We start from the raw sequence: 21,278 nt of genomic DNA, 5'->3' as shown, positions 1-21,278 counted from the left end.
GGAACGCCGCCATGCAACAGAACCCGGACCACCACTCCTCGCCCTGGCATGCGGGGGAGAAGACCCTGCAGGAAAAAGCCGGTGTCGCGGAGCGCATGGAGGCGTTCGGGCAGAAGGTCATTCGTGACTACATGCCCGACCAGCATCGTGTTTTCTATCACCAGTTGCCGTTCATGGTCGCCGCCAGCGTGGACGCACTGGGGCGGCCTTGGGCAACGCTGTTGGAAGGGCCGGAAGGTTTCGTCAGCTCGCCGGACCCGCGCCAGCTGACGATCGACACTCAACTGCCAGCAGACGATCCCGCTACCCCGGGGCTGGCTGCCGGGCAGGCGGTCGGCCTGCTGGGGATCGAACTGCACACCCGCCGGCGCAACCGCCTCAACGGCCAGATCTACCAGGCCGGCGACGGGCAACTGCAGGTGACTGTGGAGCAGTCGTTCGGCAACTGCCCGCAGTACATCCAGTTGCGTGACTACACCCGCGTCGCGGAACCCGCCCAAGGGCGTGTCGATGCGACGACACTCGATGCCTCGGCTGTCAGCATGATCCAGGCAGCCGACACCTTTTTTGTCGCCAGCTATGTCGAGCATGGCGATGGCCAGCGCTCGGTGGATGTCTCCCACCGTGGCGGGCGGCCCGGGTTCGTCAAGGTCGAAGGCAACCGTCTGACCATTCCCGACTATGCTGGCAACCTGCACTTCAACACCTTGGGCAACCTGCTGGTGAACCCGCAAGCAGGGTTGCTGTTCATCGATTTCAGCAACGGCAACGTGTTGCAGCTATACGGGCATGCCGAGTTGCTGCTGGACAGCCCCGCCATCCAGGCGTTCGAAGGTGCCGAGCGCTTGTGGACGCTGGAGGTCGAGCAGGTGGTGTGGCGCCCGGCTGCCGTTTCCCTGCGTTGGGCTTTCAAGGAGTACGCGCCGACCAGCCTGATGACCGGCACCTGGGCCGAGGCCGACATACGCCTGCAGCAACGTCAGCGGCAGCGCCAATGGCAGGCCTGGCGTGTGCTGCGGGTGGAGCAGGAAAGCCGTGATATCCGCTCGTTCTACCTTGAGCCTCCTGCTGGCAGTGCGATGGCCTTTGCGCCGGGGCAGCATGTTCCGGTGCAAGTCCAGCTCGACGGTGAGGCGGCGCTGATCCGCACCTACAGCCTTTCCAGCGCGCCTTCCGACGGTTACCTGCGCATCAGCGTCAAAGCCCAGGGCCCGGCCTCGCGGCACCTGCATGAGCGCGTCGTGGCAGGCGATGTGCTGAACGTGCGCCCACCGATGGGCAGCTTCACGCTGGACCAGCAGAGCACACGGCCGCTGGTGCTGATTGGCGCGGGTGTGGGTATCACGCCGTTACTGGCCATGCTGCGCGAGCAGTTGAGCAAGGGGCAGGCACGGCGCATTCATCTGTTCCATGGGGCGCGCAGCCTGGCCGACCTGCCGTTCCGTGAGGAGCTGGCAAGCTTGCGGCAACAGGCCGGCGGCCTGCTGCACGTGCACCGCGCCCTGAGCCAGCCGGAAACGCATGCGCTGGCGGGGCGTGATTACGAGTTTGCCGGTCGGCTGGGTATCGAACAGGTCAAGGCCACGCTGGCGCTGGACGACTACGATTTCTATCTGTGCGGCCCGGGCAGTTTTACCCAGGACCTGTATGAAGGGCTGCGCGGGGTGCATGTGCCTGATGCGCGGATCCATGCCGAAGCCTTTGGCCCGTCGACGCTCCGGCGGCACACCGACGATGACCAGCCCACCCTGCAACAGCCACCTGCGGCCAGCGAGCCGGTACCGGTGTACTTTGCGGCTTCAGCCAAGGAGGCGCGCTGGGCGCCGGGTGGCGGGACGCTGCTGGAGCTGGCCGAGGCTCGCGGATTGTCGCCGGAGTTCAGTTGTCGAGGTGGGTCGTGTGGTACTTGCAAGACCCGCTTGGTCAGTGGTCAGGTACATTACCCGAACCCGCCGGCCGAGTTGCCGGAGGCGGGGTCGGTGCTGATCTGTTGTGCCGTGCCGGCCCGGCCGGAGGAGGGGGCGCAGGCGTTGGTGCTGGATATCTGATCGTGCGCGGTCCCCTGTAGGAGCGGCCTTGTGTCGCGAAAGGGCCGCAGCGCGGCCCCAGGATTTCAGTAGTGAAGCATCAATTGCTGGGGCTGCTGTGCAGCCCTTTCGCGACACAAGGCCGCTCCTACAAGGGACCGCGTACGGGACAGAGGCAACACAAAACGCTCAGATGAAAGATAATCCCGGCACTTCATAGCCCCAGGAGCCCGCATGGACCAGATCCACCTGATGAAGGTGTTCGTCGCCGTAGGCGAGCTGGAAAGCTTCGCCGCTGCTGCCCGCCGCCTGGACATCTCCCCAGCCGCGGTCACCCGTGCCGTCAGCGCCCTGGAGGATCAGCTGGGGGTCAAGCTGCTGCTGCGCACCACCCGTAGCGTACGCCTGACCGAAGCCGGTGGCCGCTACCTGGAAGACACCCGGCATATCCTCGCCAGCATCCACGAGGCCAACGAAGCCGCCGCCGGCATCAACGCCACACCCAAGGGTGACCTGGCCGTCACTGCACCCATCCTGTTCGGCAAGAAGTTCGTCATGCCGTGCATCGTCCACTACCTGCAGCAGTACCCCGAGGTTGACGTTTCCGCCTACTTCCTCGACCGCATCGTCAACATGGTCGAGGAGGGCATGGACGTGGCCGTTCGTATCGGCCCCTTGCCCGACTCCGGGCTCAAAGCACTGCGGGTGGGCAGGGTCCGGCGCATGCTGTGCGCCTCTCCCGAGTACCTGGCGCGCCACGGCGTGCCGAAGCACCCGTCCGACCTGGCGGAGCATGCGGTGATCGGCACCACCAACCTGTCGCCGCGAGCCGGCTGGCGTTTCGGAGTAACCGATGAGCCGACGCTGGTGCGCATGAAGCCTCGCTTGACGGTGACCAGCAATGACGGGGCAATCGCCGCTGCCAGTGGCGGACTGGGGATTGCCCGCCTGCTGTCGTATCAGGTCGCGGATGAGGTGGCCAGTGGGCAGTTGCAGGTGATCCTTGCCGAATACGAAGAGGCGCCGTGGCCAATCCATATACTGCACCGGGAGAGCAAGTACGGTTCGGCCAAGGTCCGCGCCTTCATTGACATGCTGGCGCAGGCGCTGAGGGCTCGGCAGCTGGACTGATTCAACCGAGCAGGGTGAATGTAAAGCAACCTGGGCACTGCTGTTCCAGCCACTGCTTGGCTCGTTCGCTCAGGAAGTACCCACGATAGACGTCCCCTTTGAAGAAATCGGCTTGCTCGTCGGCCTTGAGCACCTTGAGATACTGGCCGAGGTCGGCAGGTTCATGCTGTGGGTCCTTGAGCAGGTTGAGCTTGCCCACTACGAATGCCTGCCAGTACTCCGGCATGCGCTTGGCAAGCCCAGGGTCATGCGGCAGGGAGTCGATGATCGAGCTCGGCCCGCCTTCCAGATCGAGGTAATCGGTAATGGGCTTGCTGGTATCCCAGTGCAGCCAGTCGATGTGAACGATATGGGTCTTCTCCAGGTGCTCGTACCGCCCGATCCCCTTCAGGCCGCTTTTTTCCAGTGCTTCCTTGACCGGCTGGGTGAGCACCAGCGAACCCGAACGTATGTAGGCGGCCGGGGTGTACGGGCCGGCCCGCTTGATGCTGTCTACATCGGTATCTTCGTCCCAGGCGATCATGCCCTGGAGCAGTACCGCGCCCCAGTCTCCCCAGGGAGTCGGCGCGTTGTCCAAGTGATAGATGTTCATGTCAGCCTCCGCAGCCCTTGCCATTCTTGCCGTAGCGACGCACATGGTTCCTCGTCGCCTTGGGCACATTGTATTGGCGCATCATCACCTTGATCTGCTTTTGCAGGTCCTTCTTGGTGAAGTTCGCGTTGTTGTTGAACCACTTCTTCCAGTCCTCGTTCCAACCTTTGGCGTGAATGTCGGCGTGGAATGCATTCGGAATGCGCGAGATCTGCTGGTCGATGTACCGTTTGGGGTTGCGAATTCCGGCAGCTTTCATCTGGTTACGGAAATCGCGGTCTTCCCGCCACATTTCTTGCGGGATCATGTGGTGGTCACGCATTGACGCCGGACCATGCCTGCTGCGCCAGGCTTCGGTGGTTCGCTTGATACCGCCCTTGGTATAACCGGTCAAGGTCAGCCAACCTAGTGGATCGACCCATGTCACCGGGTTTGGTGCATACCGGTACAGTTGGTGACCACCAGACAGGCCAATCGGGTCAGGCTGAGTAAAGCGGCCTACCTCCGGGTCATAGAACCTGAAGGTGTTGTAATGCAACCCGGTCTCCCGATCCAGGTATTGCCCCTGGAAGCGCAGATTCTGTTCCTGCAGGCAACTGGCCTGGCGGGACTCATCGAGGGTAGAACCCCAGCCCAGATAGCTGGCCTGCCATACCACGCGTCCCTGTTCATCGGTCAGCCACTCCGGGAGCCCCCCGAGGTCATTATGGAAGTGCAGCACCTGCTGGTTCGGCCCGCTGCCGTCGATGCGTGCCAGCGGCTCATAGCCGTCACCCTCGTACAGGTACAGGCTTACCTGGCCATGGCGCTGTTCCTGCAACAGGCGTAATCCGTCCCAGGCAAAGCGCGTCAGGCCGAGCAGCTGCCCGGCACCATCATGTTCGCTTTTTTCCACCCGCCGCCCGAGCGGATCGTAACGCATGCGTACACTGCGTTCCCGCCCTGCCTGGCGAGTGCGTACCTCTACCAGGCGGTGCTCTGCGTCGTAGCTGAAATGCTGTATGCCGCGCCGGCTGCTGCGCTTTTCCACCAGGCGGCCAAAGGCGTCGTAGCGGTAGCGCTTGTCCTGGTACGCCAGCAACCTGTCGTGCAGAACTGGCGCATTGGCCGTGGCATCCAGCAGGTTGCCGGCGGCATCGTAGCGGTAGGTTTCATGATTGCCGTTGGCAATGTCATGACTGCCCATCAGGCGCCCACCAGCATCAAGCTGGATTATCTGGTCATGCTGCACCCGGCCGGCTACCTGCCGCACGCGCCGGTTCAGGTCATCGCGCGGGTCGTATTCGAAGCGCTGCTGGAAAGGTGCGGGTAATTGCACGGGTTGGCTGGCGGGTCTGCATCTGCGGGTGCGCAAACGTCCGTTGCGGTCATATTCCTGGTGTGTGAGCAGCGCGCCCTGGGTACGCTGCACTTCCCGGTGCAGGCGATCGCGTTCGTAGTCGTTGATGACATGTCCGTCCAGGTTGATCTGGTGCAGGTGGCCGCTTCCGTAGTACATGCGGTTGATCCAGCGGCCATCGAACAACTGGGTGCGGCACAGGTTGCCCAACTCATCGTAGCGATGGCGCAGTACGCCGTTGCCACTGTGCTCCTCGACCAGCTGTCCCAGCGCGTCAAAGCACAATTGCAGGGTTTCGCTGTTGCCGGCAGCATCGTCGAAATGAACCTCGGTAAGGTTGTCGAGCTCATCGTAGCCATAGGTGGTAACGCCATCCGCGGTCGTCTTGGTAATCAGACGACCCAGGGCATCACGTTCCAGGCGGTGGACGATCGGCTCGACCGAGCTGTTACCGGGCGTCGGGGTGTAGGCCACCTGCACCACATTGTGCAACGGGTCGTGACGGTACTCCCTGGCGGTTCCATCGAGAAACTGCTCGCGGACCAGGCGATTGGCAGCATCCCACCGGAAGTAAAAGTGCTCGCCGTTTTCGTTGGTCAGCGACAGCAGTCGACCGTAGGGGTCGACCTGGTAGCCAAGCGTGCGTCCTTGCGGGTCGATGGACTGGAGCAGGACACCACGGGCATCGAAGCGGTACGCGGTGATACCACCAGCGGGGTCGATCGCTTGCGTCAGCCTTCCTGCCTCATCGTAGCGATAACCTTCACGGGTACCGTCTGGCCGTGTCACGCCAAGCAGAAGGCCATCGCTGTCGTACTCGAACTCGGTACGTTCGCTCAACGCATCGGTCACTGACAGCAAATGGCCGTTGCGGTCATAACGATAGCGTGTGATGTGGCCGGAGCAGTCGGTTTCCTGCAGAAGCAGTCCCAGGTCGCTCCAGCGCAGGGTTCGCGAATGCCCTGCGGGGTCGATGATCTCGGTCGGCTGGCCACGGTGGTCGTAGCGGTACTGCGTGACGTTACCTTGCGGGTCGGTTTCGCCGATACAGTTGCCGCGCGGATCATAGCGGTACTGCCAGCTGTTGCCGGCGGGGTCCATCGTCGAGCGCGGCAGCGACCAATGCTCCAGCCACTGCGTCGATTCGCTGCGCCCCAGCGGGTCGACGGTCTGGGTCAGGTTGCCCGAAGCATCGTAAAAGTATTGCCAGCGCCCTTCCATCGGATCGACCGCTGCGAGCAACTGACGCTCGTCGTCCCATTCAAATCGCCAGGTCGCGCCGACTGCATCAATGTATTCGGTGATCTGGTACTGGGCATTCCAGCGTCGCGTGCTGACACGTTGCAAGCCATCGGTGATCCGGGTCGTGCGCGCAGGGATGTCGTACTCGAACTGGTACTCATCACCGCCACTGCTCCTGTAATGCACCACCCGCCAGTCGTCTTCGGTCAATGCCCATTCGTAGAAGCAGCGCAGACCAGCAGCGTTCTCATGCTCGACCAGGCGCCGTTGTTCGTCGTAGACAAAGCGGCGGCGCAGCCTGCCCTGGCTGTCGTACACTGCCGCCAGGTCGCCACAGGCGTCGTACTGGTAACTGACCAGCAACTGCAGGTCGCCCTCGGCATGGCGACGCTCCAGGCGGGCGACCCGTTGTGGCCACTGTGGCGCATAGTGCAACTCGACCTGTACAAGGTCGAACGTGTCGCGCAGCCGGATCAGGCGCCCGCTTTCGTCATAGTCCAGATAGATGCGGTTGTCGTTGCGGTCACCCATAGCGCTCAGGCGCCAGTGGCCTGGTTTTCCAGGGGAGGGCTGGAACAGGCGGTACAGCCCTTTGTCGATATCCTCGATCAGGATTTCGTCCTGTTGCGAGCGGCGTACGCTCAACCCTTCACCGGCGCTGAACACGGCATCGGCGCGGGCAATGTAGCCCATGTCGATGACCCGAGCCTGTTCATCGGTAAACGACAAGCGCTCGCTGCCATCGGCGTCCAGGTGCAGTTGCACGAACACCTCGTACTCGATGCTCCAACCTGCGCCGAACAGCCCTTCACGGCGCTCGTCGCGGCTGTTGTAGAGCCGTTGCCAGTCCAGGGGCAGCAGCGCCTGCAGGCTGAAATCCAGCTCGTCGGGCCCGCACAGGATCTTTGCCCCGGTAGACGCGTGCACCGGGTTGGGTGAGCCGGACGTTGCCTGAACGATGGCATTGGTAACCTGCCCGGAGACGAAACTGCTCACCCCACCCAGCAGCATGCAGCCGAACTTGCTGTAGAACTTGCCGCCACGCCCGCGCAGCAGCATCAACGCGGTCACTGCCAGGCCGATGCCCGGCGTCTTGCCGCTGCGAATCTCGCGCACCACGATCGGCTCGCCGCCGATGCGCACGTTGTTCGACACCAGGCCGCCATCGACGATCACCGCTTCGCAGGTGCTGCGGTCACCGCTGCGGCAGGCCGGGTGGCCATTGATCAGCACCTTGCTGGACCCCTCGGCCAGGTACTGCGGTGGCATCGGCGGGTGCTTGCTGCAAAGTACCTTGTCGTCCGGTGCCGGCAAGGTATTGGCGGCGGGCGTGGCCACGGTCGGCCGCCACATTTGCGAGAAGAAGCCCTTGGCCATGTCGAGGAAGGTTTCTTCCTTCGCCTCGCCAGCCTCGGCGCCGGCCTGCGCCAACGGTGCTGGCGGGCCGGTGACGACGCCGGCAGCACGTGCCGCGCGCTTGCCGTTGGTGCGAGTGTTCGACGAGCCACTGATGATGTTGGCCTGCACCGACGGCGGGAACAGGAAATTGCCGATGCCCTCGCATAATCGGCTCAGGCCTGTATCGGCTCCGGTCTTGGCCATGACCACACCGACCACCAGGCCGACCACCGCGCCCAGCACGAAGCAGCCCAGGCCGCCAGTGGCCACGGTCAGGCCGAATGCCGCCGCCACTGCGGCAGTGGCCAGGGCGCCGATGGCCACCGTGGCGGCGATTTCCAGCACACCCCCGACGATGTCGGCCAGCATCGAGGTGTGCATCAGCGCGTCGCCTTCGCGGGCGGCCCACAGTGCGTCGGACATGGTGCGCGATCAGCCCAGGCTGTCGAAGTTGAGCGACTGCTTGATGCTTGCCCAGTGCGCCGCTTCGGCCGCGCCCAGCGGGCTGGCCTTGACGTAGCTCAGGGCAAACATCTTGCGCGTGCCAGGCAGCACCAGGGCCAGCTGGTACTGATAGACCTTCTCCTGGCCCTTGCTGAACTGGCTGGTCAGCTCGATGGCGGCGATCGCCTGCCCGGCGCCTACCTGCACAGCCTGGGCGGGCTGCATGCGCAGGTCCTTGACCTGCTGCTGCAGGCGCTGCAACTGGCCATCGAAATTGCTCTGCAAGGTCTCGCCTTCGGCCAGCAGGCTGCGGCTGATGATCAGCGAGGTGGCCAGTGCCTCGAAGCGCAGGATGTTGATACTGCTGTCCTGCACGGCGGCATCGGGCAGGGCCAGGCGGAATTCGTTGACGCGATAACTCATGACAGGTCTCGTTACTGGTCGGAGCCGGAGAAGATCGCCTTCACCGAGTCGTCGATGGTCTTTTTCACACCCTGGTTGTCGGGCGCGGTCTGCGCACCACTGCCGACGTTCAAGTCGAGGGTGCCGTCGGTGTTGATCTCGCCGTTCTGCCTGGCATGGAAGCTGAACTGCTCGCAGCTGATATTGATCTGGCCGCTGGCGTTGAGCTCGATCACGCTCTTGCCGCACACCAGGCGCAGGTTTTCGCCCACTTCGATCAGGTAGCTGGTGCTGACGCTATCGGTCTTGCTGGCGCCGACCAGCAACATGTCGTCACGGCGCACGGCGCGGATGCGGTCCTGGCCGATGGTGATGGTTTCCAGCATGCCCACCGTCTGGGTACGGTTGATGCCGACCGCCAGCGTCTCGCTCTGCTCGACCACGGTGTCCATGTTGCGCTCGGCATGCACGTAGATCTGCTCCGCGCCCTTTTTGTCCTCCATGCGGATTTCATTGAAATTGGCCGGGCTGCCGCCTTTGCTCGAGCGGCTCTTCATGCCGCTTTGCGTAGCATTGGCGGGCAAGTCGTAGGGCACGCTCTGTTCGGCGTTGTAGACGCGGCCAGTGATGATGGGCCGGTCGGGGTCGCCTTCGAGGAAGCTGACGATCACCTCCTGGCCGATGCGCGGGATCTGCATCGAGCCCCAGTTCTTGCCGGCCCAGGCCTGCGATACCCGGATCCAGCAGGAGCTGTTCTCGTTGGACTGGTCGTGGCGGTCCCAGTGGAAGTGCACCTTCACCCGGCCATATTGGTCCGTCCAGATCTCCTCGCCAGCGGGCCCGACCACCACGGCGGTTTGCGGGCCCTTGACGATCGGCCGCACGGTGCTGCCCTGCGGGCGGAAGCTCTGCTGTGCGTCGATGCAGCTGAGGTTGCTTTCGAATTGCGCTGCGCTGCTGCCGGTGCCGCTTTCCAGGCGCTCCTGATGCACGTAGTAGCGTGCGCCGACGATCAGGTACTCGCGGTTCTGGTCCTGGCGGGTGAACCCGCTGAGGCTGAACAGGTGGCCACTGCCCAGGCCGCGGGCGTTGCCGCGCAGCTCGACCCGCTCGTGCTGGCTCTGCAGCGACTCCAGGCGAGTACGCGCATAGTGTTCGCCATCCTGGCTTTGCTGGTAGGCGCCGGGGTAGTCGTACAGTGGGTAGTCACCGGCCTGGTGCGGGCGTGGCATGGCCGAGCGCACGTCGATGCGCGCGCTGGGGCGCTGGAAGTCGTAGTCGTTGAGCTCCAGGGAACCGGGCTGGACTTCCTGGGCCAGGTGCCAGTCGTTGATGTGGTCACGCTCGCGGTGCTGCCCGTCCGGCGGGTAGAAGGGCACGCTTTCGTAGCCAGGCACTTGCGGGTGCGCGCCATAGGCGTCGGCCAGCACCAGCACGTGGCGCTGCGCTTCGTGGCGGAAGAAGTAATAGATGCCTTCCTCTTCCATCAGCCGGCTGACGAAGTCGAAGCTGGTCTCGCGGTACTGCACGCAGTATTCGCGTTCGCGGTAGCTGCGGCTCAGGGCATCCTCGAAGTCGGAAAAGCCCAGGTCGCGAAACACCTGCTTGATGATCTGTGGCGCGCTCAGGTGCTGGAAGATGCGGCAGTCGCTGGTGCGGGTCAGCAGCCACAGCCACGGGCGCAGGGTGACCCGGTAGCTGGCGAACTGGCCCTGGTCCACCGACTGGCTGCAGCGGGCGACGATGCCATGGAAGTAACGTGACGTGCCGAGGCCCTGCTGCACGCTCAGGCTCATCGGCTTGCCCAGCAGGGCATTGAGGTCGATGGCCGGGTCGTCGCTGGTCAGCTGCAGCTCATAGTCGAACAGGCGGCCGAGCTCGTCGCTGCCACCCATTTCGGCCAGGATCAGCTTGTCCGGCCCCAACGGGCTGTTGATCTGCGCCAGGCGCGTGAACTGCGTGAACAGCATGGTCCGTCCTGTCAGTCGGCTGCGCCGAAGTCATAGTGCAAGTCGTTGTCGCGGCGGCTGATGCGCACGCTCGCCAGCGGCTTGCCTTCGAGCATGCGGGTGAGGAACTCGCGGCTCATGTCCGGCAGCAGGCCGTTGGTGAGGATGGCGTCGATCATGCGGCCACCGCTTTCGGTTTCGGTACAGCGCGAGACGATCAGCTCCACCACCCCTTCGTCGTAGGCGAAGCCGACCTTGTGCGTGCCTTCGACGCGCTTGCGGATGCGCTCCAGTTGCAGGCGGGAGATGGCCTTGAGCATGGCGTCGCTGAGCGGGTAGTAGGGGATGGTCACCAGGCGGCCGAGCAGCGCCGGCGGGAAGATTTCCAGCAGCGGCTTGCGCAGCTGGCTGGCCACCGCGTCCGGGTCGGGCAGGGCCTGTGGGTCGCTGCAAGTGCGCGCAATGAGCTCGGTACCGGCGTTGGTGGTGAGCAGAATCAGCGTGTTGCGGAAATCGATCTGGCGGCCTTCGCCGTCCTCCATCACGCCCTTGTCGAACACCTGGAAGAAGATCTCGTGCACGTCCGGGTGGGCCTTTTCCACCTCGTCCAACAGCACCACGCTGTACGGCCGGCGGCGCACGGCCTCGGTCAGCACGCCGCCTTCACCGTAGCCGACGTAGCCAGGTGGGGCGCCCTTGAGAGTCGAGACGGTATGGGCCTCCTGGAACTCGCTCATGTTGATGGTGATCAGGTTCTGTTCACCGCCGTACAGCGCCTCGGCCAGGGCCAGTGCGGTCTCGGTCTTGCCCACGCCAGAGGTGCCGGCAAGCATGAACACGCCAATCGGCTTGTTCGGGTTGTCGAGGCCGGCGCGGGAGATCTGGATGCGCTTGGCGATCATTTCAAGCGCGTGGTCCTGGCCAATGATGCGCTTGGCCAGCAGGCTGTCGAGGTTGAGCACGGTCTCGATCTCGTTGCGCGCCATGCGTCCCACCGGAATCCCGGTCCAGTCGGCCACCACCGAGGCGACTGCCTGGTAATCCACGGTCGGCAGGATCAACGGGCTCTCGCCTTGCAGGGCGCTCAGGCGCCGTTGCAGATCGGCTAGCGTTTCGCGCAGTTCAGGGTTGCCTGGCACCTGCGCGTCCTGGTCGACCACCCCGGCCTGGTCGCGCAGCTGGGCGCGGGTGGCCAGCAATTGGTCGACCAGGGCCTTTTCTTCGGCCCAGCGGCTTTCCAGCGTGGCCAGGCGTTGGCGCTCTTCGGCCAGCAGGGTGTCGGCCTGGGCCTGGCGCTGCCCGGTAGGCACACCGATGGCGGCTTCACGGGCGATGATCGCCTGCTCGACCTCCAGCGCCTCGATACGCCGGCGGCTGTCGTCGACCTCGGCCGGCACCGCGTGCAGGCTGATGGCCACGCGCGCGCAGGCGGTATCGAGCAGGCTCACTGACTTGTCCGGCAGCTGGCGCGCCGGGATGTAGCGGTGCGACAGCTTGACCGCGGCTTCGAGTGCTTCGTCGAGGATCTGCACCTGGTGGTGCTGCTCCATGGTCGATGCCACCCCACGCATCATCAGCAGCGCCTTGGCTTCGCTCGGCTCGTCCACCTGCACCACCTGGAAGCGGCGGGTCAGGGCCGGGTCCTTCTCGATGTGCTTCTTGTACTCGGCCCAGGTGGTAGCCGCCACCGTGCGCAGGCTGCCACGGGCCAGTGCCGGTTTGAGCAGGTTGGCGGCATCGCCGGTGCCGGCGGCGCCACCGGCACCGACCAGGGTATGGGCTTCATCGATGAACAGGATGATCGGTTTGGGCGAGGCCTGCACATCCTCGATCACCTGGCGCAGGCGCTGTTCGAACTCGCCTTTCATGCTGGCGCCGGCCTGCAGCAGGCCGACGTCCAGGCTGCGCAGTTCGACGTCCTTGAGCGCTGGCGGCACGTCGCCAGCGACGATGCGCAAGGCGAACCCTTCGACCACGGCGGTCTTGCCGACACCGGCTTCACCGGTAAGGATCGGGTTGTTTTGCCGGCGCCGCATGAGGATATCGACCAGCTGGCGGATCTCTTCGTCACGGCCGACGATAGGGTCGAGCTTGCCGCTTCGGGCCTGTTCGGTAAGGTCGACGGTAAAGCGCTTGAGCGCCTCCTGCTTGCCCATCGCCGCAGGCGCGACGGCGCCGCTGGCCTCGCCAGGCTGCGCAGCGCTGAAGCCGTCGGTGGCGGCCAGGTGGTTTTCCGGTGAGTCTCCCACGTACTCGTCGAAGCGTTCGCTCAACGCCTCGATCTTCAGCTTGGCGAACTCGTTCGACAGCCCCAGCAGGGCATGGCGCAGGCCAGGTGTCTTGAGGATGCCGACCAGCAGGTAGCCGCTGCGCACCTGGCTCTCGCCGAACATCAGGCTGCCGTATACCCAGCCGCGCTCGACGGCTTCTTCCACCTGCGAGGAAAGGTCGGTGATCGAGATCGAACCGCGTGGCAGCCGGTCCAGTGCATCGGTCAGGTCGCGGGCCAGGCGCGCCGGCTCGATATCGAACTGGCGCACGATACGGTGCAGGTCGCTGTCCTGCAGTTGCAGCAACTGGTGCAGCCAGTGCACCAGTTCGACATAGGGGTTGCCCCGCAGCTTGCAGAACACCGTTGCGGCCTCGATGGCCTTGTAGGCGACGCTGTTGAGTTTGCCGAACAGCGCGGCGCGGCTGATTTCACCCATGGTCCTGGTTCCTTGTATGGTGGGCGGCGGCCGGCTGGTCGGCGTAGTACCGGGCCAGCTTCAGGTCGCATGCATCGTGCGAAGGGCGGCCGAGCCAGGTATCGAAGCCCAGGCGTTGGCCGGCATTGAGTTGCAGCGCAGGCACCTGGTCCTGCGCGAGGATCAGGTTGAGGTCCCAGTCCAGTTCCTGGCCCAGGTATTCGGCGACCCATGCCGCCAGTTCGACGAAGGCCTGTCCGCCGGGCAGCAGGGCGTGGTACTGGTCGAGGCTGAGCGGGCCGAGGCACAGCCGGAACTTGTGCTGGCGGTCCCAGGCGTAGCGGCCCAGGCACAGGTCCACGCCCAGGCGGTTGGCGCGCACGCCGAGCTGGCTGCGTTCGGGCAGCTCAAGCCACTGGCCGACGTATTCTTCCAGCGTTACAGGCACGCCGAAATACCCGCTGAGGATGCTGCACAGGCCGTCCGGGTAGCGCGTTTGCGCGCTCAGGTGGCCGGACCAGTGCAGTTTGGCGGTGTCGGCCAGCGCGCCCTGGCCTTGCAGTTCGGGTTGGCCACGGCCACTGAGCGCCGCCAGGCGCGCGGCCCAGTAGTCATCACCCGGGCGATCGTGGCTGACGGTCGGTCGGGCTTCGGCCCAGGCACGGTAGAACAGGCTCAGCAGGCGGTGATGGAAGACGTCGAGGAACGCCTTGCTGGTCGAATCGGCATGGTTGCGCTGGCGCTCGCGCATGTATTCGGTCAGGTGCAGTGGCAGCGGCCCGTTGGGGCCACCGAGGCCGAAGAAAAACTGCTCCAGGCGCGCCGGCTGGTTGCCGTCGGCGCTGACCGAGGCCAGGGTCGACGGGGCGAACCCGCAGTCCAGGCGCTGGCCCAGGCGCACAGGCTCGTCGGCCAGGCGCAGGGAATGACCGAAGCGTGGCAGCTCGGGGTATTGCGCTTCGAGGCGGCGCAGCGCCTGGAAGAAGTCGTACGCCCAGGGCTCGTCCTGCATGGCCTGCAAGGTGTTCATAAGGTCGGCCTGCGCCCCGGTTTGGCCGACCAGCGCATGATCTCGCCGCGTTCGCTGGTGCGCAGTACCGTTTCGGTGAAGCTGTTGATCGACACGTAGCGGGTCAGGAAACGCTCGAACACCGCGCCGAGCAGGAACACGCCGGTCCCGCGGAAGGCGTTTTCGTCGAAGGTCAGGGTGATCTCCAGGCCACGCCCGAAAACGATCGGCCCGGGCATCGGCAGGCGTCGGGTGCAGGGCTTGCTGCTGACGTCGCGCAGGCCGTCGATCTGCAGGTTCAGGGCACTGTCCTGCGGGTCGCCATACAGGCGCAGCAGTTCGCGCAGGGCGGCGGCGCCCTGGCCGTGCTCGGCCAGCGACAGGTAGTTCAGCGACAGCTGGCTGATCAGGCGCCAGGCGCGGTTGTCGTGGGCATGGCTGGCCTTGGGCCGGCTCGGGCCGGCCAGGCAGCGCACGCCGGCAACCGGTGCGCTGTCGGCCAGGCTGAAGTCGCTGCGCCCGTCGCCAACATTCATGAACAGTGGCAGGTCGCGGTTGCTGCACAGGGCGCTGATACCCAGCTGGCGCAGGTCGTGACGGTAGGGTGCCTGCTGGCCGTCGACCAGGCTGATGAACGTTTCGCTGCCCATGTAGCTGGAGCGGGTGCCATTGCGTCGCTGGTCGCTGGACAGCACCCGCGGCTCCCGGCGCACGATGTAGTAGGCCTGGTCGCGGCCGTAGCGCGACGGGTCGCGCACCGCGTAGAACGGCAGGAATTCCTGATCCGGCCCGGTGCCGTGGCCGGTGACCCGCTGCAGGGAATGGATCTCGAAATCGGTGGGCCGGGTGCGGTCGGCGATCACGTGGTGCTCATGCACCCGATCGGAAAGGTGCAGACGGTCGACACGGCGCGGGAACAGGTTGATCGCCGGGGTGCAGAACGGCACGAACTGGCTCGTGCCGACGCTGCTCTCCAGGCTCTGGTCGAAGCGCTCGAACAATACCAGCACTTCCAGCGTCTGGCCGGTGCAGCGCTGTACGGCCTGCTCCAGCCCGGCAAAATCGACGAACAGGAAGCGCTGCGGCAGGGCGAAGTACTCCTGCAGCAGGCGGTAGCCCTGGAAGGCCTGGGGCACTACCGGCAACGCCGCTTCACGGTCATCGAAGCCACACGGGCGCAGGGCCTGTTCGACCGGAATACGTTCCACCCAATCAGCGCCGGGTTGGCGCACGAACACCGCACAGGCGCTGCCCAGCAGTTGCTCGTAGAGGCGGAACGGGGTTTCGTCGGCGCCGTTGAGGTACAGCGGCAGATGGCTGAGCGGCAAGCTGGCGAACGGCACCTCGGCGCCACTGCGCAGGGTCAGGCGCAGGGCGGCGCGGGCTTGCGGCACGCTGCTGGCCAGGCGCCCGAGCACCGCGCCAGGGTTGCCGAAGTACTCGGCGCGGGCTACCTGCAAGGGCCAGAGGGTGACGTCCTGGGTGCTGCGGAACTCGCACGGGGTTTGCGAGTTGCGCCCCAGGTTGGCGCGCAGCACGCTGTCACGCGGCAGGCGGAACCCGGCGGCCAGTGAACCCTCGTCGGGGTCGGTCTGCAGTTGCACCACGGTCATCGACGGGGTCGGCGCCAGGTAGTGCGGGTAGGCGATCTCCAGCAGGTTGTGGGTGAAGGTCGGGTACTCGGCATCCAGCTTCAGTTGCACCCGTGCGGTGAGGTAGGCGAAGCCTTCGAGCAGGCGCTCGACATAGGGGTCGGCACACTCGATCCCGGACAGCGTCAGGCGCCCGGCGATCTTCGGGTATTCCCGGGCGAACTCCGCCGCACTTTCGCGGATGTGCTGCAGCTCCTGGTTGTACAGCTCGAGCAGGCGCGGGTTCATGCACGCCTCCGGCGTTCGGCAGGGGCCACGCGCACATGGCCGGACTCAAGGTCTACCTCGGTCTGCAGCAGCAACGGCAAGGCCGCCGGCTGGGCCCACAGGTCACCTTCGATTTCGAAACTCAGGGCGTTGGCATTCATCTCGCCGGGTGCGGCCTGGGCACGCACCTTCAGGGTATGGGCGAGGATGCGCGGCTCGTAGGTGGCGATGGCCTGGTGGATGATGCGCTCCAGGGCGGCCAGGTCGATGTTCGAGGCGCTGTTGCCGGCCAGGGCCGGCAGGCCGTAGTTGATCACCGAAGCCCCGGCCGGGGTGCCCAGGGTCGCGGCGCTGTCGAGCAGCGAAGTGGTGTTGAGCAACCAGGCGAGGTCGCGCAGTACCGAGGCCTTGAGCTGGTGCAGGCTGAGCACGCGCTTGTCCGGCGCTTCCTGCGGGTTGCCTGGGTCGTCGTCGGTCAGGCGGTCCAGCAGCGAGGGCTGCAGACGGTCGCGGGCGGCGATTTCGGCTACCACTTGAACAGCCCCACGAAGTTCTTCTGGTCTACAGGGCCGTTCGAGCAGCTGGCGCCACGTGCCAGGATGGAAGGCTCCAGGTGCTCGCCCAGCTGGCGAACAGCCTGGTACTGGCTTTCGCAACGGCCGGGTTGTGACGGGTCTGGCTGCACATGGCTGACAATGATGATCTGCGCGCCATTGAACTGCTCCACGCGAGGCTTGCCGCCATCTCGCTCCGGGCTGAGCTGGCAGGGCCAGGGCATCTCCAACTGCAATAGCGAGGCATCGGCCTTGCGCAGCGCGCAGCGGCCTTCGTGGTTCACCAGCACGAGCTTTTTCCCGGCAAGGCTGACCTCAGGCGCCGCGTTCGACGAGGGAGCGGGGGGCTGTGCACAGGCATTCAGGGCGAACGCGACCAGCAGGGCCGGCATGGCTTTGGGCGCACGTTTCATTTCAGCTCCCAGAACCAGACGGCCTTGGAACGATGGGCCTGGTCGGCGAAATAGCCCGTGACCCGGCCTTTGTCCCACAGGTCGATGTGATCGCCGGTACGATTTTCGAATGCCTGCCCGGCACGGGCGAAGCAGTCCTTGAAGAAGATGATGCCGCGCTTTTCGCCGAGCTTGAGGCGGTCGCTTGCGCTGCCGCTCAGTTGCAGCGGGGCGCCAAGATGGTGCTTCCACAGCCAGTTGGCCAGCGATTCGGCACCCCGGGCATGGCCATGGGCACAACGTGGTTCGCTGTAGGTACCGGCGTTTACCTTGATGGTGTGCTCGCCGTTGAGCGCGATACTCATGCGGATGGCGCACTGGTTGTCCCAGCCGCCGTCGCAAGGCGAAGAGTCGGTCGGGTAGGCATTCCAGAGGTTGATGAAAGAAGGCTTGGCCATGGGGTTCACCGTGAGCGGGTGAGGTGGGGGAAGGCGCCCGCGCCAGCCAAGGCGGCGCGGGCGCGGTCGGTCAGATCTTGACGTTGGAGCGGATGTTCCAGCCGTACTTGATCGGGCCGCCTTCCTTGGTGCCGTCGGCTTTCTGCGGCTGATAGTCGACGGTGACCTTGGCGAAGTTCAGGGTCACGTGCTCGGTCAGGCGGTCGTCGCTGCCCGAGCCACCAGTGCTCAGCGAGCTGATGATGACTTCTTCAAGGTTGATGATCAGGTACTCGACCTGGCTCTCGCCCCCGGCCTTGCGCACGGTCAGCTTGACCTTGTCGATGTGCTTGCCGCTGGAGCAGTGGGCCATCAGGTTGGGGCTGGCCTTGTCGATGTACTTGGTGATCGACAGGTCCTGGATGTTGACCTTGCCCGAGCCGCCGCCGCTGCCCATGTGCATGTTGCCGGACTGGGACATGCCCCAGCTCCAGTTGAGCACGTCGATTTCGTCCTTGTGGGCCTTGTCGTGGGACTCGCCCTTGATGTCGCCGATCTTGATGAAAATGTCTACAGCCATGGTGTCCTCGGTATTACGCGTCAGGTTGGCGGTTTGGTGCAGTTGGGGCTGTCAGGCAGCCCCCGGGACTGTCAGGCCCCTTTGGCCGAAGGCAGCTTCGATACCAGGCGCAGCGACACGGTCAGCCCTTCGAGCTGGTAGTGCGGGCGCAGGTAGAAGCGCGAGTTGTAGTAACCCGGGTTGCCTTCGACGTCCTCGACCACAACCTCGGCCGCTGCCAGCGGGTGCTGGGCCTTGGTGGTCTCGGTGGAGTGCGCCGGGTCGCCGTCGACGTAGTTGAGGATCCAGTCCTGCAGCCAGCGCTGCATCTCGTCCTTCTCCTTGAACGAGCCGATCTTGTCGCGAACGATGCACTTGAGGTAGTGAGCGAAGCGGCAGGTGGCGAACAGGTACGGCAGGCGCGCGGCCAGGTTGGCGTTGGCGGTGGCGTCCGGGTCGTCATACTCGGCCGGCTTCTGCAGCGACTGGGCACCAATGAAGGCAGCGAAGTCGGTGTTCTTCTTGTGCAACAGCGGCATGAACCCGTTCTTGGCCAGCTCCGCTTCGCGGCGGTCGGAAATGGCGATTTCGGTCGGGCACTTCATGTCCACGCCACCGTCGTCGGTGGGGAAGGTGTGCGCCGGCAGGCCCTGCACTTCGCCACCCGACTCCACGCCACGAATGCGCGAGCACCAGCCGTAGTACTTGAACGAGCGGTTGATGTTCACGGCCATGGCATAGGCGGCGTTGGCCCAGGTGTACTTGCTGCTGTCGGCGCCGTCGGTGTCTTCTTCGAAGGCAAATGCCTCGACCGGGTCGGTCTTGGCGCCATAAGGCAGACGCGCCAGGAAGCGCGGCATGGTCAGGCCGATGTAGCGCGAGTCTTCGGACTCACGCAGCGAGCGCCAGCCAGCATATTCCGGGGTGGTGAAGATCTTGGTCAGGTCGCGCGGGTTGCTCAGCTCCTGCCAGGAGCCCATGCCCATCACGGTCGGCGAGGCGGCGGCAATGAACGGTGCGTGCATCGAGGCGCAGACCTTCGACATTTCGCCCAGCAGCTCGACGTCGGGTGGCGACTGGTCGAAGTAATAGTCGCCGACCAGGCAGCCATAAGGTTCGCCGCCGAACTGGCCGTACTCTTCCTCGTACAGCTTCTTGAACACCGGGCTTTGGTCCCAGGCAGTGCCCTTGAATTTCTTCAAGGTCTTGTGCAGCTCGGCCTTCGAGACGTTGAGCACGCGGATCTTCAGCTGCTCGTCGCTCTCGGTGTTGTTGACCAGGTAGTGCAGGCCACGCCAGGCGCTTTCCAGCTGCTGGAAGTCGTCGTGATGGATGATCTGGTTGACCTGTGCGGTCAGCTTGGCGTCGATGGCGGCAATGATCTGCTCGATCGAGCCAATGGCATCGTTGGACACCAGGCTGGTCTGCGCCAGGGCCTGCTCGGCCAAGGTACGCACGGCGCTTTCGACCGCTTCCTTGGCACGTTCGGTCTTGGGCTTGAATTCCTGCAGCAGCAGGGCGGCGAACTCGCTCGGGTCCTGGGTGGCAGCTCCCGGCTGGGCCTGGGCGTCGCGCAATGGATCGTTCATGGGCTGTCTCCTCAGGCCTTGGGCTCGTTGTCGACGGGTTTCGGTGCGCTGGCCAGGGCTTGCAGCAGGGCCGGGTCCTTGATGGCCTTGAGGATGATGTCCTCGGCACCGGTCTTGCCGTCCATGTAGGTCAGCAGGTTGGCCAATTGGGTGCGGGCCTCGAGCAGCTGGTTGAGGGCGTCGACCTTGCGCGCCACGGCGGCCGGGCTGAAGTCGTCCATGCTCTCGAAGGTGATGTCCAGGCTCAGGTTGCCTTCGCCGGTCAGTTCGTTGGGCACGTTGAAGGCCACGCGTGGCTTCATCGCCTTCAGGCGCGAGTCGAAGTTGTCGACGTCGATTTCCAGGAACTTGCGCTCGGCCACCGCTGGCAGCGGCTCGGCCGGCTTGCCGGCAAGGTCCGACAGCACGCCCATGACGAACGGCAACTGGACTTTCTTTTCGGCGCCGTAGAGCTCGACGTCATATTCGATCTGCACCCGCGGCGCACGGTTGCGCGCGATGAATTTCTGGGAGCTGTCTTTCGCCACGTTGTTCCTCCTGGTCGCCGGTACGGCGGCGCTGTTCGTTGCGGGCGTCGGTGTTGATGCGGGCCGAGGACGTCAGTTGTCCTCGGGGCCGCGCAGGTTCTCGAATTGCGACCAGCCATCGGGGATCAGGTCGCGCACAATGGTTGCGAAATCGGCATTGACCAGCTTCTTCGCCCGGTGCAGCAGTACCGGCAGCGGGCTTGATGGTTCGTGGCGGGCGTAGTACTGCAGCAGGCGGTCAAGGCTCTGCTGCACGTCTTCGCGGCTGTTGACTTCACCAGGGCGGGCAGCCGGCCGTGTGCCCGGGGCGGCACTGGCGGTCGCCTGCCGCTCGTCATCGCGCTCGGCAGCCGGCGTGTCATCGGCTTGCGGGGCTGGGCCCGCCCCGTCGGGGCAGTAGTCAGCCAGTACCTGCTGCACCTGGCGCAGCGGCTGGCGCAAGGCTGACAAATCGATACCGCTGGCCGACCCGACCTGGTCGTTGACCCGGCTCTCGATGGCGTCCACCGCCTCGCGGGCCAGCCGCAGCGCCTCTTGGCATTGCTGCAGCTGGTCGGCGTCGGCGTCACGCAGGGCGGCGGCCAGTTCCTCGGCGCTGAGCTGTTCGCTGGCGAAATGCTGCACGCCTGCGGCGTGCAGTGCCGCGCGCAGGGTGACCGGGCCAAAGGCACGGGAGCGCACCAGCACGGCGTCACGCAGCAGCGCGATGTTGGTGTCGCAGGCCAGGCCGGCCAGGGCGTTGACCCGTACCGTAGGGTCGTTGTCGTCGGCGGCGTCCAGTTGTGGGTGCAGGTGCAGCCAGTACTCGCCGAGCAGATCGCGGATCAGTTCCAGGCTGGCGGCAAGCCCTGGGAGGCCGTGCAGGGCCAGGTTGGCCTGAAGCAGGAAATGGGTGATGCGCAGGTCCTTGCTGCGTTGCAGCAAGGTCGTGCTTGCCTGCTCGATATCGCGCCACTGTGGTGGCTCGGCAGGCTGGACGGCGTCGCCCATGACGCGCTCGGGGCGGCCCTGGGCGTCACGCTCCAGTTGCAGAAACTCGGCGTCATATTCGAGGTCATCGCCGCAGGGAAAGTCAGCGGAAACAGCGGCGAGCAGCGGCGATGCGTTCACCAGAATTCGATCTCCATATCGGCCCTTGGTG

At 65.0% G+C, this 21,278-nt stretch carries 16 protein-coding genes; 2 read left to right on the top strand and 14 right to left on the bottom strand.

Annotated features, from left to right (window positions below; all coding sequences use genetic code 11):
- Window positions 1–11: 11 nt before the first annotated feature.
- Both ACGLHT_RS27970 and ACGLHT_RS27965 read left to right on the top strand, forming a co-directional pair.
- Window positions 12–2,048 carry a pyridoxamine 5'-phosphate oxidase family protein gene (locus tag ACGLHT_RS27970; protein ID WP_274121027.1) on the top strand — a complete coding sequence of 679 codons (2,037 nt, stop codon included), beginning with the start codon at window positions 12–14 and terminating at the stop codon, window positions 2,046–2,048.
- Between the two features lie 213 nt (window positions 2,049–2,261).
- Window positions 2,262–3,158, top strand: a complete 897-nt coding sequence (locus ACGLHT_RS27965) for a LysR family transcriptional regulator (RefSeq protein ID WP_075046102.1) — start codon at window positions 2,262–2,264, stop codon at window positions 3,156–3,158.
- Window position 3,159: 1 nt separating this feature from the next.
- Here ACGLHT_RS27965 and ACGLHT_RS27960 read toward each other — a convergent pair whose 3' ends face one another.
- The 14 genes from ACGLHT_RS27960 to tssA form a co-directional block, all read right to left on the bottom strand.
- A complete protein-coding gene (locus ACGLHT_RS27960) occupies window positions 3,160–3,750 on the bottom strand; it encodes a hypothetical protein (protein ID WP_274079084.1) in 591 nt (196 codons plus the stop codon).
- A gap of 1 nt (window position 3,751) precedes the next feature.
- Complete coding sequence (locus ACGLHT_RS27955; protein ID WP_137164687.1) at window positions 3,752–8,152, bottom strand: RHS repeat-associated core domain-containing protein; 4,401 nt, start codon at window positions 8,150–8,152, stop codon at window positions 3,752–3,754.
- Between the two features lie 9 nt (window positions 8,153–8,161).
- A complete protein-coding gene (locus tag ACGLHT_RS27950; protein WP_274121028.1) occupies window positions 8,162–8,596 on the bottom strand; it encodes a DcrB-related protein in 435 nt (144 codons plus the stop codon).
- Between the two features lie 11 nt (window positions 8,597–8,607).
- Complete coding sequence (locus ACGLHT_RS27945) at window positions 8,608–10,545, bottom strand: type VI secretion system tip protein VgrG (protein ID WP_025340323.1); 1,938 nt, start codon at window positions 10,543–10,545, stop codon at window positions 8,608–8,610.
- Window positions 10,546–10,556: 11 nt separating this feature from the next.
- Window positions 10,557–13,232, bottom strand: a complete 2,676-nt coding sequence (tssH, locus tag ACGLHT_RS27940; protein WP_274121029.1) for a type VI secretion system ATPase TssH — start codon at window positions 13,230–13,232, stop codon at window positions 10,557–10,559.
- Window positions 13,225–14,241 carry a type VI secretion system baseplate subunit TssG gene (gene tssG / locus ACGLHT_RS27935; RefSeq protein ID WP_137164685.1) on the bottom strand — a complete coding sequence of 339 codons (1,017 nt, stop codon included), beginning with the start codon at window positions 14,239–14,241 and terminating at the stop codon, window positions 13,225–13,227. Before tssG ends, tssH begins: the two co-directional genes overlap by 8 nt.
- A complete protein-coding gene (tssF, locus tag ACGLHT_RS27930; protein ID WP_274121030.1) occupies window positions 14,238–16,100 on the bottom strand; it encodes a type VI secretion system baseplate subunit TssF in 1,863 nt (620 codons plus the stop codon). Before tssF ends, tssG begins: the two co-directional genes overlap by 4 nt.
- A complete protein-coding gene (tssE, locus tag ACGLHT_RS27925; RefSeq protein WP_025340319.1) occupies window positions 16,097–16,612 on the bottom strand; it encodes a type VI secretion system baseplate subunit TssE in 516 nt (171 codons plus the stop codon). The genes tssF and tssE overlap by 4 nt, the downstream gene beginning before the upstream one ends.
- On the bottom strand, window positions 16,606–17,046 hold the full coding sequence (locus ACGLHT_RS27920) for a hypothetical protein (RefSeq protein ID WP_170978871.1): 441 nt from the start codon (window positions 17,044–17,046) through the stop codon (window positions 16,606–16,608). Before ACGLHT_RS27920 ends, tssE begins: the two co-directional genes overlap by 7 nt.
- Window positions 17,043–17,483: a type VI secretion system amidase effector protein Tae4 gene (locus ACGLHT_RS27915; RefSeq protein ID WP_137164683.1), complete on the bottom strand. Its 441-nt coding sequence runs from the start codon at window positions 17,481–17,483 to the stop codon at window positions 17,043–17,045. Before ACGLHT_RS27915 ends, ACGLHT_RS27920 begins: the two co-directional genes overlap by 4 nt.
- A gap of 70 nt (window positions 17,484–17,553) precedes the next feature.
- Window positions 17,554–18,042: a type VI secretion system tube protein Hcp gene (locus tag ACGLHT_RS27910; RefSeq protein WP_025340316.1), complete on the bottom strand. Its 489-nt coding sequence runs from the start codon at window positions 18,040–18,042 to the stop codon at window positions 17,554–17,556.
- A 71-nt stretch (window positions 18,043–18,113) separates the two neighbouring features.
- Entirely contained in the window at window positions 18,114–19,610 is a 1,497-nt protein-coding gene (gene tssC / locus ACGLHT_RS27905; protein ID WP_137164682.1) for a type VI secretion system contractile sheath large subunit, read from the bottom strand.
- A gap of 11 nt (window positions 19,611–19,621) precedes the next feature.
- Window positions 19,622–20,137 carry a type VI secretion system contractile sheath small subunit gene (tssB, locus tag ACGLHT_RS27900; RefSeq protein ID WP_025340314.1) on the bottom strand — a complete coding sequence of 172 codons (516 nt, stop codon included), beginning with the start codon at window positions 20,135–20,137 and terminating at the stop codon, window positions 19,622–19,624.
- A gap of 72 nt (window positions 20,138–20,209) precedes the next feature.
- Window positions 20,210–21,247 (bottom strand): type VI secretion system protein TssA, encoded by a 1,038-nt coding sequence (gene tssA / locus ACGLHT_RS27895; protein WP_137164681.1) that lies wholly within the window; start codon window positions 21,245–21,247, stop codon window positions 20,210–20,212.
- Window positions 21,248–21,278: the final 31 nt, after the last annotated feature.

It is taken from the genome of Pseudomonas sp. PsB (assembly GCF_043658375.1).
Lineage (GTDB): Bacteria > Pseudomonadota > Gammaproteobacteria > Pseudomonadales > Pseudomonadaceae > Aquipseudomonas > Aquipseudomonas putida_Z.
Note: the sequence above shows the minus strand (reverse complement) of the source record. Positions and strands in the feature narration are given on the sequence as shown.